The 13841-nt window shown below is 72.0% G+C and carries 13 protein-coding genes; 4 read left to right on the top strand and 9 right to left on the bottom strand.

The window, feature by feature from the left end:
- The first annotated feature begins 8 nt into the window (after window positions 1-8).
- The 3 genes from ACWDZ4_RS16740 to ACWDZ4_RS16730 are packed head-to-tail and all read left to right on the top strand — an operon-like array spanning window position 9 to window position 2561.
- A complete protein-coding gene (locus ACWDZ4_RS16740; protein ID WP_451509138.1) occupies window positions 9-1430 on the top strand; it encodes a lipase maturation factor family protein in 1422 nt (473 codons plus the stop codon).
- Between the two features lie 45 nt (window positions 1431-1475).
- A complete protein-coding gene (locus ACWDZ4_RS16735; RefSeq protein ID WP_451509137.1) occupies window positions 1476-1952 on the top strand; it encodes a hypothetical protein in 477 nt (158 codons plus the stop codon).
- Between the two features lie 60 nt (window positions 1953-2012).
- A complete protein-coding gene (locus tag ACWDZ4_RS16730) occupies window positions 2013-2561 on the top strand; it encodes an AAA family ATPase (RefSeq protein ID WP_451509136.1) in 549 nt (182 codons plus the stop codon).
- 96 nt (window positions 2562-2657) lie between these two features.
- On the opposite strand, the gene ACWDZ4_RS16725 is transcribed toward ACWDZ4_RS16730, so the two are convergent.
- The 5 genes from ACWDZ4_RS16725 to ACWDZ4_RS16705 form a co-directional block, all read right to left on the bottom strand.
- Window positions 2658-2843, bottom strand: a complete 186-nt coding sequence (locus ACWDZ4_RS16725; RefSeq protein ID WP_451509135.1) for a hypothetical protein — start codon at window positions 2841-2843, stop codon at window positions 2658-2660.
- A 378-nt stretch (window positions 2844-3221) separates the two neighbouring features.
- Window positions 3222-4718, bottom strand: coding sequence for an SDR family NAD(P)-dependent oxidoreductase (locus tag ACWDZ4_RS16720; protein WP_451509134.1), 1497 nt, complete (start codon window positions 4716-4718; stop codon window positions 3222-3224).
- A 156-nt stretch (window positions 4719-4874) separates the two neighbouring features.
- Window positions 4875-6092 carry a glucose-1-phosphate adenylyltransferase gene (gene glgC, locus ACWDZ4_RS16715; protein ID WP_451509133.1) on the bottom strand — a complete coding sequence of 406 codons (1218 nt, stop codon included), beginning with the start codon at window positions 6090-6092 and terminating at the stop codon, window positions 4875-4877.
- Between the two features lie 16 nt (window positions 6093-6108).
- Entirely contained in the window at window positions 6109-7317 is a 1209-nt protein-coding gene (gene glgA / locus ACWDZ4_RS16710) for a glycogen synthase (protein WP_451509132.1), read from the bottom strand.
- Window positions 7318-7369: 52 nt separating this feature from the next.
- The gene (locus tag ACWDZ4_RS16705) at window positions 7370-8092 is read right to left on the bottom strand and encodes a (2Fe-2S)-binding protein (RefSeq protein WP_451509131.1); all 723 of its coding nucleotides are present in this window, start codon (window positions 8090-8092) and stop codon (window positions 7370-7372) included.
- A 165-nt stretch (window positions 8093-8257) separates the two neighbouring features.
- Here ACWDZ4_RS16705 and ACWDZ4_RS16700 point away from each other — a divergent pair, with 165 nt between their 5' ends.
- Window positions 8258-9262 (top strand): DMT family transporter, encoded by a 1005-nt coding sequence (locus ACWDZ4_RS16700; protein WP_451509130.1) that lies wholly within the window; start codon window positions 8258-8260, stop codon window positions 9260-9262.
- Here ACWDZ4_RS16700 and ACWDZ4_RS16695 read toward each other — a convergent pair.
- The 4 genes from ACWDZ4_RS16695 to ACWDZ4_RS16680 form a co-directional block, all read right to left on the bottom strand.
- Window positions 9232-10422, bottom strand: coding sequence for a transglycosylase family protein (locus ACWDZ4_RS16695; protein ID WP_451509129.1), 1191 nt, complete (start codon window positions 10420-10422; stop codon window positions 9232-9234). The genes ACWDZ4_RS16700 and ACWDZ4_RS16695 overlap by 31 nt on opposite strands.
- 409 nt (window positions 10423-10831) lie before the next feature.
- Window positions 10832-11017: a hypothetical protein gene (locus ACWDZ4_RS16690; RefSeq protein WP_451509128.1), complete on the bottom strand. Its 186-nt coding sequence runs from the start codon at window positions 11015-11017 to the stop codon at window positions 10832-10834.
- Between the two features lie 693 nt (window positions 11018-11710).
- On the bottom strand, window positions 11711-12238 hold the full coding sequence (locus ACWDZ4_RS16685) for a cytochrome P450 (protein WP_451509215.1): 528 nt from the start codon (window positions 12236-12238) through the stop codon (window positions 11711-11713).
- A 658-nt stretch (window positions 12239-12896) separates the two neighbouring features.
- Entirely contained in the window at window positions 12897-13610 is a 714-nt protein-coding gene (locus ACWDZ4_RS16680; RefSeq protein ID WP_451509127.1) for a tRNA-dependent cyclodipeptide synthase, read from the bottom strand.
- Between the last annotated feature and the right edge of the window lie 231 nt (window positions 13611-13841).

Raw genomic sequence — 13841 nt, 5'->3', positions numbered from 1 at the left:
TGGGCGGGATGGAGTGGTTCACCGAGCCCGACTACTGGCTGAGCCGGCTGGTCTTCCAGCGGGGCCTGGCCGCCGTCTACCTGGTCGCCTTTCTCGCGGCGGCGCTGCAGTTCCGTGCGCTGATCGGCTCCCGGGGCATGCTGCCGGTGCCGCAGTACCTCCGGCGGGTGTCCTGGCGGCAGTCACCGACCCTCTTCCACCTCCACTACTCGGACCGCTTCTTCGCGGGGTGCGCGTGGGCGGGCGTGCTCCTCGCGGCGGCGCTCGTCGCGGGCGCGGCGGACCGGCTGCCGCTGTGGACCGCGATGCTGATGTGGGCGGCGCTGTGGGCGCTGTACCTGTCCATCGTCAATGTCGGGCAGACCTGGTACGCCTTCGGCTGGGAGTCCCTGCTCCTGGAGGCCGGTTTCCTGGCGGTCTTCCTCGGCAACGAGCGCACCGCCCCGCCCGTGCTGGTGCTGTGGCTGCTGCGCTGGGTGCTGTTCCGGGTGGAGTTCGGCGCCGGGCTGATCAAACTCCGCGGCGACCTGTGCTGGCGGAAGCTGACCTGCCTGGACTTCCACCACGAGACGCAGCCGATGCCGGGCCCGCTGAGCTGGTTCTTCCACCACCTCCCGAAGCCGCTGCACCGCGTCGAGGTGGCGGCCAACCACGTGACCCAGCTCCTCGTCCCGGTGCTGCTCTTCACCCCGCAGCCGGTCGCGGGCGCGGCGGCCGGCGTGATGGTCCTGACCCAGCTGTGGCTGGTGCTCTCCGGCAATTTCGCCTGGCTGAACTGGCTGACGATCGTCCTCGCGCTGTCGGTGATCGACTTCTCGCCCTGGACCACCGCGCCCGCCCTGCCCCCTCCCCCGCTCTGGTACGAGGTGCTGGTCGTCGCCGTCACCGCGCTGCTGCTGGCCCTCAGCCACCGGCCCGCGCGCAACCTGTTCTCGCGGCGCCAGGCGATGAACCGCTCGTACGACCCGCTCCACCTGGTCAACGCGTACGGCGCGTTCGGGAGCATCAGCCGCGTCCGCCAGGAGATCGTCGTCGAGGGTACGGACGAACCCGTGGTGCACCGGGGCACGGTGTGGCGCGCGTACGAGTTCAAGGGGAAGCCCGGCGACCCGCGCAGGCTGCCGCGCCAGTTCGCGCCGTACCACCTGCGCCTCGACTGGATGATGTGGTTCGCGGCGCTCTCCCCCGCCTACGCGCGCGTCTGGTTCGACCCGTTCGTCGAGCGGCTGCTCACGGGCGATCCGGCGACGCTGCGGCTGCTGCGCGTCAATCCCTTCCCCGACGCCCCGCCCACCTACGTCCGGGCCCGTGTCTACCGCTACCGCTTCACCACCTGGCGCGAACTGCGGGCCACGCACGCCTGGTGGCACCGTACGCTCGTACGCGACTTCCGGCCGCCGACGGCTCTCGCCCGCAGGGCGTCGTCCTGACAGAATCGGCCGTCCGGAACGCTGGACAGCGAGGGGGCGGGGACGATGACGGCGGCGGGAGCGTTCGACGCGGCCACCGGTGACGGGCCCGCGCCCGCCGCGCCGGACGGGCGGCGGGCCGCCGAGGTGCGGGTCGCGTTCGCGGGGCTGATGCAGATCAGGCGCCTGACGAACACGGAGACCGACGATCCCGAGGCCGTCCCCGCCGCCTGGGAGGTCAACCAGGCCGTGCGGTCGGTGGCCCTGGCCCTGGAGGCGGCGGGCATCGCCCCCTCCGCCGTCGACGAGGCCGGCGCGCGCACCGCGACCGGCTACCGCGTCGGCCCCGGCGAGCGCCTCGGGACGGTCCGGGTGGAGTGGCTCGGCCCGCCGGGCAGCGGCGCCGCCCAGGAGGAGCAGGAGGCGCTGACCGGGTGCGCCGCCGAGCTCGGCCGTCTCGGCTGGACGGCCCTGCTGTACCGGGGGCCGCGGCGGCGGCGCTTCCTGGAGGTCGAGCCCCCGGCCGCCGGCCGCCCGCGCTGAGAGACCCGGCCGACGGCCGAGGCGGGGAGCCGGGAAGCAGGGAGAGCAGAGGAGATACGCGTGATCATCTGGGTGAACGGCGCCTTCGGGAGCGGGAAGACGACGCTCGTCGAGGAGTTGCGCCGACGCCTGCCGGACGCTCTGGTCTTCGACCCCGAACGGGTCGGCTACCTGCTCCGCGACATCGTCGAGGTGCCGACCGGCGACTTCCAGGACCTGCCGCTGTGGCGCCGCCAGGTGGCCGGTCTGGCCGTGGGCCTGCTCGAAGCGTACGAGCGCCCTGTGCTCGTGCCGATGACGCTGGTCGATCCGCGGTACACCGCCGAGATCTTCGGCGGTCTCCAGGACGCCGGCGCGAGCGTCCACCACTTCTTCCTCGAGGTCTCGCCCCAGGAGCTGGCCCGCCGCATCGACGCCCGCAGTGTCGCGCCGGACGATCCCGAACGCTCCGAGAGGGCCCGGGCGTGGTGCAGGGCCCGGATTCCCGAGTGCGTGGCCGCCGTCGACACCCTGCCGCTCGACACCGTCCTCCTCGACGGCGAGCTGCCCTCACGGAAGCTGGCGGACGAGGTGCTGGCGTACGTCGCCGGTGCGGGCGCCGCGCGCTGACTGCCGTTGTTCCCCTGCCGGACCGAGTCGGTCCGGCAGGGGAACAACGGCAGGGGGACGGCACCGGCGGGACGGCACCGGAGGACGGCGCCCCGCTCAGTCGATTCCCGGGAGGATGTGCGGCTCCGCCAGGTCCTCTTCGTACCCCGCCAGCCTGATCGGGGCCGACCGGGACCACACTTCGAGGCTGCCGAGCTCATCGGGCCGCCGGCGTCGGGCCTGACCGGCCCCTTCGCCACGTTCACGCAGCCGATTGTCCTGCTGTGTCATCTCTGGTGTCACCGCGCACTCCTTTGTGTCGCGTAACCCGTCGGACGTGGTGCCACGGCCTCGGCCGGTGGCTACCGGTGACGACCGGACGCCCCCGACGGGTCAGGAAAGTTGGGGCAGTTCGGTCGCGGTGGCGCCGGTTACTCACACTGGAGTGGCCTTGGTGGGGCTGTCCGTGACCAACAGAGTACCCATATGAGCACGCTTCCGCTCGATGGATTCCGTCACCTTTCGGCCTGTCGCCCCCGGCGCACGAGCGGGCCGGGGCCGGCCGAGGACCGGCGGCCGGCCCCGGGGCGGGCCGCCCCGACGCAGAAGTCCGGTGGGTGAAGGCGCATGTGACGCGCCATCACCCACCGGACCTCCGGGCACCGGGCCGCTGCCCGCTTCCTACCAGTTGGCGGGGGCGTAGTCCTTGAGGAAGACGCCGAAGAGGTCTTCGCCGCCCTCGCCGCGCACGATCGGGTCGTAGACGCGGGCCGCGCCGTCGATCAGGTCGAGCGGGGCGTGGAAGCCCTCCTCGGCGAGCCGCATCTTGTCGGGGTGCGGGCGTTCGTCGGTGATCCAGCCGGTGTCGACGGCGGTCATCAGGATGCCGTCGGTCTCCAGCATCTCCTGGGCGCTGGTGCGGGTGAGCATGTTCAGCGCGGCCTTGGCCATGTTGGTGTGCGGGTGGCCTGCGCCCTTGTAGCCGCGGCTGAAGACGCCCTCCATCGCGGAGACGTTCACCACGTACTTGCGCTGGGCGGCGGCCGCGGCCATCGCCGGGCGCAACCGGCTGATCAGGATGAACGGCGCCGTCGAGTTGCACAGCTGCACTTCGAGCAGCTCGACCGGATCGACCTCGGAAACTGTCTGGATCCAGCTGTTGGTGTCGTCCAGGTCGGGTACGAGCCCGCCCGCGTCGATCGCCGTGCCCGCCTCGATCCGGGCGAGGGACGTCGAGCCCGTGACCAGGGCCAGGTCGGTGACCTGCTGGGCCGTGAGCCCCTCGGGGCGGGCCGTGGGCAGGGAGAGCTGGGCGCCGGAGCCGAAGGCGCCGATGACCTCGGAGGCGGGCAGCTCACCGGCGGGCAGCGGGGCGGACTCGGCGCCGATCAGCTCGCTGTACGCGCGCGGGGAGCGGCGTACCGTCTGCGCGGCGTTGTTGATCAGGATGTCGAGCGGGCCCTCGGCCGCGACCGAGTCGGCGAGCGCCACGACCTGGGCCGGGTCGCGCAGGTCGATGCCGACGATCTTGAGACGGTGGATCCACTCGTCGCTGTCCGGCATCGCCTTGAAGCGGCGGATCGCGTCGTTCGGGAAGCGCGTGGTGATGGTGGTGTGCGCGCCGTCGCGCAGCAGCCGCAGCGCGATGTACATGCCGATCTTGGCGCGGCCGCCGGTGAGCAGGGCGCGCCGGCCGGTCAGGTCGGTGCGGGCGTCGCGGCGGGCGCGGTTCTCGGCGGCGCACTTCTGGCACAGCTGGTGGTAGAAGGCGTCGACCTCGACGTACCGGGTCTTGCAGATGTAGCAGGACCGGGGGCGCTGGAGTATGCCCGCGATCTCGGCGGCGGCCGAGGAGGACGGCAGGAGGCCCTGCGTCTCGTCGTCGATGCGCTCGGCGGAGCCGGTGGCGGTGGCGTGGGTGACGGCCCGGTCGTGGGCGGTCTTGGCGGCGCGGCGCTCCTGGCGGCGGCGCTGCTTCACGGTCCGGTAGATGCCGGCGGTGGCGCGGCGTACCGCGATGGCGTCGGGGTGGTCGACGTCCAGCTTGTCGAGCTCGTCGAGCACGCTCAGGCAGACGGCCATGCGGTCCGGGTCGATGCCGGGACCGAACACCGGGCTGTCCTGGCCGCCGTCCGGGGTGTCGCCGAACGCCGCCGGACTGTCCTCTGTCACCGTCATCGCCGCTGCTGTCCTCGTGTCGCTCGTGCTGGGGAGTACAAAATCCGAACTTTACGTAAGCGGGGCGCCCGGTGCCAAACCCTCCGCCCCCACGGAGGGCGCGCAGCGACGTATCTCACAACCGGGGGGCGAGGGCGGAGAGGGGGGCCGGTCCGGTTACGACACCACCTGCCCCTTGCCGAGCGCGATGACGCCGTTCTTCGAGACGGTGTAGAGCTGCTGGTCGCGCTCCCGGTTCACGCCGATCGTCGCCCCGGGCGGTACGTCGACGTTCTTGTCGAGTATCGCGCCTCTGACGACCGCTCCCCTGCCGATGCGGACGTTGTCGTGCAGCACGGAGCCCTGCACCACGGCGCCCTCCTCCACCACCACTCCCGGCGACAGCACGGAGCGGGTGACCTGGCCGCGGATGAGGCACCCCGCGCTGACGATCGACTCGCCCGCGATGCCGCCGGACACGAAGCGGGCGGGCGGCAGCTGGCCGGGGTGGGTGTAGACGGGCCAGCGGCGGTTGTGCAGGGTGAACTGCGGCTGCTCCGAGATGAGGTCCATGTGGGCGTCGTAGTACGTGTCGAGGGTGCCGACGTCGCGCCAGTAGCCGTGCTCGTGCGGCGTCTCCCCGGGCACGTGGTTGTCGTCGAAGTCGTAGACCTGTGCCACTCCGCGCCCGGTGAGCATGGGCACGATGGAGCCGCCCATGTCGTGCACCGAGTTCTCGTCCTCGGCGTCCTGGTACAGGGCGTCGACGAGCACCTTGGCGGTGAACATGTAGTTGCCCATGGAGGCGAAGACCCGGTCCGGGTCGTCCGGCAGGCCCGGCGGATCGGCGGGCTTCTCCAGGAACTGCTCGATCCTGTCCCCGTCGGACGCGGGTGTGATGACACCGAAGGACGACGCCTGGGTGCGCGGTACCCGGATGCCGGCGACCGTGACGCCCGCGCCGCTCTCGATGTGGCGCTGCAGCATCTGCCGGGGGTCCATGCGGTAGACGTGGTCGGCCCCGAACACGGCGATGTAGTCGGGCTGTTCGTCGTGGACGAGGTTGAGCGACTGGAGGATCGCGTCGGCGCTCCCCAGGTACCAGCGCGGACCGAGCCGCTGCTGGGCGGGGACCGGCGTGACGTAGTTGCCGAGGAGACTGGACATCCGCCAGGTGGTGGTCACATGGCGGTCGAGCGAGTGCGACTTGTACTGCGTCAGCACGCAGTTGCGCATGATGTCGCCGTTCACCAGGTTCGACAGGACGAAGTCGACGAGCCGGTACGTGCCGCCGAACGTCACCGCCGGTTTGGCCCGGTCGGCGGTCAGCGGCATCAGCCGTTTGCCCTCCCCGCCTGCCAGTACGATCCCGAGCACCGAAGGTCCACCACGCATCTGCCGCCCCTGCTCGTCACTGTCCGGACTTGAGAATCTCCTCGTACACCCCGGCCGTGCGGCGGGCGACGGCGTCCCAGCCGAAGTCCCGCACGGCACGCCGGCGGCCCGCCTCACCCATCCGCGACGCTGTCCGCCGGTCGCCGGTCAGGCGGTCGACCGCGTCCGCGAGACCCGACTCGAAGCCCTCGGGGTCCGCCTCGTCGTACGGGACGAGCAGACCGGTGCCGTCGTGCTCGACGACCTCGGGGATGCCGCCGACCGCCGAGGCGACGACGGGCGTGCCGCACGCCATCGCCTCCAGGTTGACGATGCCCAGCGGTTCGTACACCGAGGGGCAGACGAACACGGCGGCGTGGGTGAGGAGTTGGACGACGTCCGGGCGCGGCAGCATCCGCTCGATCCAGTGCACGCCGTCGCGGGTGCGGCGCAGCTCGTCGACGAGTTCGCGGAACTCCCGCTCGATCTCCGGGGTGTCGGGGGCCCCGGCGCACAGGACGAGCTGCGTGGCCGGGTCGAGCCGGCGGGCCGCCCGCAGCAGGTGGGGCACGCCCTTCTGGCGGGTGATGCGGCCGACGAACAGGGCGTACGGGCGCTGCCGGTCGATACCGACGCGCTCCAGTACGTCCGTGTGCGGGTCGGGCCGGTAGAGCGAGGTGTCGATGCCGTTGTGCACGACGCGCACCCGGTCGGGGTCGAGCGCCGGGTAGCTGCTCAGGATGTCGGCGCGCATGCCGTGCGAGACGGCGACCACGGCGTCGGCCGACTCGATCGCGGTGCGCTCGGCCCAGCCGGACAGGGCGTAGCCGCCGCCCAGTTGCTCGGCCTTCCAGGGGCGCAGGGGCTCCAGCGAGTGCGCGGTCATGACGTGCGGGATGCCGTACAGCAGCTTCCCGAAGTGGCCTGCGAGGTTGGCGTACCAGGTGTGGGAGTGGACCAGGTCGCACCCTTCGAGGGCCGCTGCCATCGACAGGTCGGCGGAGAAGGTGCGCAGGGCGTCGTTCGCGCGGTCCAGGGCGGGGTCGGGGCGGTGGCGCAGGACGCCGCCGCCCTCCGCGACGTCCGGGCCGGTGCCGGTCCCTGTTCCCGGGCCCGCGCCTGTGCCCCAGCAGTGCACTCGCACGTCGACGAGGGAGCGTAACTCGCGTGCCAGGAACTCCACATGGACGCCGGCTCCGCCGTAGACGTCCGGCGGATACTCACGGGTGAGCAGCCCCACCTTCATCGCGGTCCCCCCGTCGTCTGCGTCGCGGTCTCCCGTCGTCTTCCCCCGATGGTCACTCAGATGCGCGCTGTGCGGAAGACTGCGACGGAGGGCGGTCGAACACGCAGTCCCCGCACAGACCCGCGGACGGGCAGCGGTAGTAGAGGCAGCAGCTGCGGCGGCGGAAGGACGCGCCGTCCGGGGACAGGACGCCGGTGGTCCGCAGGCCGGGGTGGCGGAAGAGCTCGGCGGCCAGCGCCAGGGCCCGCTCCCCCACCTCCGGGCGGCCGTTCTTCCGTGCCCAGGCGTGGAGTTCGCGGGCGGCGCCGGCCAGCGCCGAACCCGCGTTGCCCCACAGCAGCGGGGACGAGACGCGGCCGTCTTGGCGCAGCGCGTCCGCGAGCGGTACGAGATGGCCGTACTGGACCACCTCGCGGATGCGGTCGGCGGTCGCGGACAGCATGCGCGGCGGCGTCGCCAGCCACAGGTCGTCCGGCGACGTCAGGTCGGCGTCCCACCGCAGTGCGTCCGGCGGGAGGTCGGGGAACTCTCCGTACAGCGCGGCCGGTCCCAGGGCGAGCGACCACAGCCGGGCGGCGAGGCCGAGATGCGCGATCGAGGCGGCGACCCTGCGCTCGGGGGCGCGCAGCCGCGCGGCGACCTTGTCGACGCGGAACGTCAGCGGGGCCGTGTCGCCCGCGTAGACCCGTGCGAGCGGGACGTGGCCGCCGCCGTCCGGCGCCCGGGTGCGCAGCGCGAAGAACCCGCCCACCGACGCCATTTCCGTCAGATCCATGTCCCCGCTCCTGTGTTCGTACGGACGGGCGGCTTCCGCCCTCGGTATGGCCGGACACCCCCGGGAGGAGGACCTTGGGCGTACGCCCGTACTACGTGAGCAGTACGTACGAACGCCTGCTCAAGGACGACGACACGAACGCTCCGGGAAGCCATCGTGGAGTCCATGAGTGCTCTCGCGCTGTCCGTGCTCCTGGCACTGGTCTCCGCTGTCGCCTATGCGGCAGGGGCCATTGTCCAGGAACGCGTCGCGTCCACGGCCCCGGCCCGTCCGTACGCCCCGCTGCGCCACGGCGGGTGGTGGGCCGCCGTGGTCCTCAACGGGCTCGGCGCGCTGCTGCACGTCGGGGCGCTGGCGTACGGGCCGCTGAGTCTGGTCCAGCCGCTGGGCGCGCTGACCATCGTCTTCGCGCTGCCGATGGCGGCCCTGTTCGTGGGGCGCAGGGCGGGCGCCGTCGCCTGGCGCGGCGCGATCATGGCGTCGGCCGGTCTCGCGGGGCTGCTGTCGCTGACCGGCACGGCCGACGCGCGGTCGCTGGGCGGCGGCGAGCGGCTGGTGGTGGCGGTGGTGACGTTCGGCGGGGTGGCGGTGGTGTTCCTCGTCGCGCAGCGGGTGCACCGTGCGGTGGTGCGCAGCATCCTGCTGGCGACGGCGGCGGGCGCCGCGTTCGGCGTCTCCTCGGTGTTCACCAAGACGCTGGCCGTCGACTGGACGGCGTCGGGCGGCCTCGCCGGTCTGGACGGACTGGACGGACTGGACGGACTGGGCGGGCCGCTGCCGAGTCTGCTGGCCGTCGCGGGGCTCGCGACCGTGGGCATGCTGCTCTCCCAGGCCGCCTACCGGGGCGCCGGACTGGCCGCCCCGCTCGCCACGGTCACCGTGGTCAACCCGGTGGTCTCGGCCGCGGTGGGCATCACGCTCTTCGGCGAGCACTTCCGGTACGGGGCGACCGGCACCGCCCTGGCGCTGGGCTGCGGGGTCGTCGCGGCGGGCGGGCTGATCCTGCTGACGACGGAGCGGCTCGGGGGGCACACCGGAGCGACGCACGGGCGCCTGCCGGCCGCGGGGTCGCAGGTTCGTGTCCCGGTGCAGCGGCCGCGGGCCCGGAACGTGACGGAAGCGGTGACGGAGACGGTGCCTCAGACGGTGACGCCGCCCGCCCTGAGGTAGGCCAGCGGGTCGATGTCCGAGCCGTAGCCCGGCCCTGTACGCACCTCGAAGTGGAGATGCGGGCCCGTGCTGTTGCCGGTGGAGCCGGAGCGGCCGATGCGCTGGCCGACGCCCACCTTCTGGCCCTCGCGCACGGTGAGCGCCGAGAGGTGCCCGTACTGGCTGTACCTGCCGTCGGCGTGCTGGACGACGACCTGGTAGCCGTACGCCCCGCCCCAGCCGGCCGAGACGACCCGGCCGGAAGCGACGGACTTCACGGCGGTGCCGGTGGGCACCGGGAAGTCGACCCCGGTGTGGTAGCCCTTGGACCAGGAGGAACCGGCCGCGCGGTAGGGCGTACTGGGGCCGGTGTCCACCGGGGCGGAGAGCCCCGATGTCCTGCCGGCCCTGCTGACCTTGCTCTCCTTGCCGGCCTTGCTGTCCCGCTGGGGTGACGCGGCGGCCGGGGCGCGCTCGGCCTCGGTCCTCCTGGCGGTTCCCGTTCCCTTGCCCGGCCCGGCTTTCTGCGCGCCGCGCAGGACCAGCCGCTGCCCCGGGTGGATCAGGTCGGGGTCGTCGCCGACGACCTTGCGGTTCGCGGCGTACAGCCCTTCCCAACCGCCCTTGACGTTCTCGGCGTCCGCGATGGTCGAGAGGGTGTCACCGCCGTCGACGGTGTACGTCCTGCCCTTCGCCGAACCGTTCGGGTCGGGCGCGTTGGGGGCCGACGCCTTCCTGGTCTCCGTCCTGGACTGCTCGGGCCTTCCCGTCTTCGGCCCCGTGCTGATGTCCGGCGCGCCGCCGCCGCGGGTCAGGCCCGCCCGTACCGAGCACAGCGGCCAAGCCGTCGGACCCTGCCCCTTGAGCACCTTCTCCGCGACGGCGATCTGCTGGTCCTTGGTCGCGAGGTCGGCGCGCGGGGCGTAGGCCGTACCGCCGTACGCCTGCCAGGTGGACTGCCTGAACTGGAGCCCGCCGTAATGGCCGTTGCCCGTGTTGATCTTCCAGTTGTCGGTCGACTCGCAGGCCGCGACCTTCTCCCAGACGTCCACCGACGCCGCGTCCGCCGCCCCCGGTGCGATCAGCGGCAGGGCTATCCCGGCTCCGCCGGCCGTGACCGTCAGCGACGCACGGTTGATACGGCTCGGCTGGTACCGGCGGTGTCGACCGGATGCGGCCATGGCTCAGCTCCCCCACTCACACATCGGACACGTAGCAATCGGCAAAAGTACGGCCCCCGCGCGTGCCGTGACAAGGGTCGGTACGCCGAACTCTCCCCTGCCGGTGGCATATTGGCCGTCCCGCTGCCGGTCTGCCGTCAGCTTCCCACCCCACCGGGCCGGGCCGGGCCGGAATGCGGAAACCGCCACGTGACTTGAGGATCCAGGAACAGCCGGGCCCGTTGGTGCGTACCCCCGCGGACGCAGACACGGGCACCCCAGGGGCTCACGCATGCGCGGCAGGGCCCGCATCGGTGGAACGGGGCTCGCGGTGACCGGCGGCGACCTCGCCCGCGACTTCGCACGCCATGGCTCCACGGCCTCGGTGCACCACCGGACGGCGGCGGCCAGGACGCACGGGACCGGGCCGTCAGGCGCGCAGCCGGACCGCGGTGTCCCGCGGCAGCCGGCCCTCGTCGTCGAGCGGGCCGCCCGCCGGGAGCAGTTCCTGGTGCGCCGGGACGACGGCGGGACTGTCCGACAGGTTGACGACGCAGATCAGACCGTGCGTGCGTGCGAAGGCGAGGACGCCGTCCGTCGCGGACAGCCAGGTCATCGGGCCGTGACCGGAGCCGTCCGAGGACCGTCGCAGCCCCAGCGCCCGCCGCCTGCCGCCCGCCGCCCGCCGGTAGAGCGCGGCATCGTCCCCGGCTCGGTGCTCTGCCGGCCGACGGCGTAGGGGGGGCCAGCCCGCGGGCTGGGCAGCCAGGGCTCGGTGAGCGCCGCGAAACCGGCGTGCGGGGCGTCCGCGGTCCAGGGCAACGGGTCCCGGCAGCCTCGGCGTCGACGCCCTCATCGGCCTGCCGAAACTCCCACCCGGCGGGGAAACCCGCGACGTCCGCTGACTGACCGTTCGGAATGGGGTCGCAGTCCTCGCAAACCGATGGTGCTGCAAGCAAGCTCGTGCAAGTGCGGTCAGCGCCCGGCCCCGGTCCAGTCGCGCAGGCGCCGCCGGGCCCTCACCCCGCCACATCCGACCTGCTCCGCGGGGGCGTCCGGTCGGCCCACGCTCTTGCACAGCACGTAAACGACGCCCCGCGGAACGGCACGGTCACCGACCGGCAACCGCCCGGACTGCCGACGCCGCCCGGGCTGCCGCGCCGGCAGCAACGGGGCTACGGCTCCCACAGGTCATCAGGTCGCCTGGAGCAGCAGAGAGCTGCGGCCGGCACCGAGGAACCGGCCGGGAAGCCCTTCACCGTCCATGCCCGGCCGGCCTGAAAGGCAGCCAACCGATCACTGCGGCCGATTACCACATCACCGGCAGGCGCTCCGGAATCCGCTTCATGAAGCGGGTCCGCCACACCAGCTGGTCCACCGGAACCGCGAGCCGCAGCTCGGGCATCTTGTCGAGCAGCGTCTCCAGGGCGATCTCGGCGTGCTTCTTGCCGAGTGCGGTGGCCGGGCAGTAGTGCCGGCCGCCGCCGAAGGACAGGTGCGTCGAGTTGTTCGGCCGCTCCAGGTCCACCTTGTGCGGGTGGTCGAAGGCGTCCGGATCGAAGTTGGCGCCCTCGACCAGGACCAGTACCAGCTCGCCCTTCTTCACCAGCACGTCGCCCAGCTGGATGTCCTCCGTGGCCAGCCGCGGCAGGCCGTCGGCGATGGACAGGTTGATCCGCAGCAGCTCGTCGACCGCCGCCGGGACCTTCGACCGGTCCGCCAGCAGCTCTGCCTGGAGTTCCGGGTGCTGCATCAGCGCGAAGACCGCCATGCTCAGGAAGCCCATGGTGGAGATCACGCCGGCGCCGAAGAAGGTCACGCCGACCGTCGCGAGCATCTCGTCGGTCAGGTGCGCGTAGTCCGGGTCGTCACGCAACGCGGCGAGCTCAGCCATCAGCCCGGTGGTGGCCGGGTCGTCCAGCCGCTCCACCATGTAGGCCATGTCCCGGTCCCAGTTGAGCTTGGCACCGGTGACGGGGCAGGCCGAGTTCATGAACGCGATGTCCAGGCTGGCCGCCAGCTTCGGCGCGTCCTCGAACGGGATGCCGAGGATCCGGCAGTGCAGCGCCTCCGCATAGGGGTTGGTGAACGCCGCGCGCAGATCGGCCGGCGCACCGGTGGCGATGATGCCGTCGATCAGCTCGGCGGCGTGCGCGCGCATCCAGTCCACGAGCCCCTCGGACTTCGGGTTGATCGCCTTGAGTACGGCCTTGCGCAGGCCGGCGCCGGTGATGTTCCCCATGTTGTTGACGACCTCGGGTGGGATCGTCAGCGCGTACTGCCGGGGCACGCCGGGGGCCGAGGTGTCCTTCAGACTGAATCTCGTGTCCTCCAGCACCCGCGTGCACAGGGAGTAGGAGGACACCAGCCAGGCCTCGTCGCCCGCGATCGTACGGACCTTCTTGACCGGCTCGGCGCGAAGGGCCTCGATCTCCGCGGGGAGCCGGTCACCGCGCCAGTCGAACGGGAAGTCGATCAGCGTCTCGGGCAGCGTCTCAACGGACATCGGGGGCTCCTTCGGCGGGCGTGATGATGGCGTGCCCCTGGTTGCGGGAGGCGCGCAGCCCCGCGCCTCGGGAGTACAGCAGCTCGGCCATCGGCAAGAGCTGGTGGTAGCAGTTCAGCGAGGACGGGACCCCGAAAATGGCGGGGGTGTCCAGGAAGAGCGGCGCCTCGGCGCATATGTACTTCAGGCAGACCTCGCGCTGCCGTGCCGTACTGGACTTCCTGTCCGACTTGGTGGACAGGAAGTAGTCCGCGAGTTCCTCGCAGGTCCTGCGGAACTCGTCGTCGGTGCCGAGGAGTTCCAGTATCCGGGTGTGGATCTCCCGGTAGGCCGGATTGTCGGTGAACTCCGACAGAGCGCGGGCCCGGACCCGGCCGTCGCCCGGGTCGAGGGCGGACGCCGCGTTGTTCACCTTGGCCCGGACGCCGCGCAGGTTCTTGACCGCCTTGCGCTGGGCGTCGACGGGACCGTACCCGAAGGCCTCGTACATCTCGGCCACATGCAGGTCGGTGTAGAGGATGTCGACCTCGCGGAAGTGGTCGACCCCCCAGCGGCCGAGATCCAGGACCCGCTGGGCGGAGAAATAGCTGTTGCCGGGTGAGATCCCGATGAGGGCATGATCCGCCTCGGCGTGAATCACCTGGCAGTGCGGAGTGTAGGGCTGGATCCGGAAGAGTCCGGTGGTGGTGGTTGTCGCTGTCACAGCAGTCAACGTCGTCAACGGAGAGTGTCCTCCGCGTCGCTAGTCCCGATGGAGCCTCGTGCTCCTGGTGTGGCGACGACGCCGTGAAGTTAACGATCGAACACGGAGCGTGTCAACGCCGTCTCATGAGGCGTGAGTTGCCGCTGGGTACCCCCTTCCATCGGCGTCCCCGTACGCCAGGGGCGTACCGATGGCTGAACCTGGCCGCCCCCGCCACTTGGCCGAATCCCT

Source organism: Streptomyces sp. NPDC003016 (genome assembly GCF_053591455.1).
This window is presented reverse-complemented; position numbering and strand designations above follow the sequence as displayed.

Bases quoted from the DNA above. Each gene is read 5' to 3' on its own strand.
- ACWDZ4_RS16740 (WP_451509138.1), top strand. From the start codon at position 9: ATGGAGTGGTTCACCGAGCCCGACTACTGGCTGAGCCGGCTGGTCTTC.
- ACWDZ4_RS16735 (WP_451509137.1), top strand. From the start codon at position 1,476: ATGACGGCGGCGGGAGCGTTCGACGCGGCCACCGGTGACGGGCCCGCG.
- ACWDZ4_RS16720 (WP_451509134.1), bottom strand. From the start codon at position 4,718: ATGACGGTGACAGAGGACAGTCCGGCGGCGTTCGGCGACACCCCGGAC.
- glgC (WP_451509133.1), bottom strand. From the start codon at position 6,092: ATGCGTGGTGGACCTTCGGTGCTCGGGATCGTACTGGCAGGCGGGGAG.
- glgA (WP_451509132.1), bottom strand. From the start codon at position 7,317: ATGAAGGTGGGGCTGCTCACCCGTGAGTATCCGCCGGACGTCTACGGC.
- ACWDZ4_RS16705 (WP_451509131.1), bottom strand. From the start codon at position 8,092: ATGGATCTGACGGAAATGGCGTCGGTGGGCGGGTTCTTCGCGCTGCGC.
- ACWDZ4_RS16700 (WP_451509130.1), top strand. From the start codon at position 8,258: ATGAGTGCTCTCGCGCTGTCCGTGCTCCTGGCACTGGTCTCCGCTGTC.
- ACWDZ4_RS16695 (WP_451509129.1), bottom strand. From the start codon at position 10,422: ATGGCCGCATCCGGTCGACACCGCCGGTACCAGCCGAGCCGTATCAAC.
- ACWDZ4_RS16690 (WP_451509128.1), bottom strand. From the start codon at position 11,017: ATGACCTGGCTGTCCGCGACGGACGGCGTCCTCGCCTTCGCACGCACG.
- ACWDZ4_RS16685 (WP_451509215.1), bottom strand. From the start codon at position 12,238: ATGCTCGCGACGGTCGGCGTGACCTTCTTCGGCGCCGGCGTGATCTCC.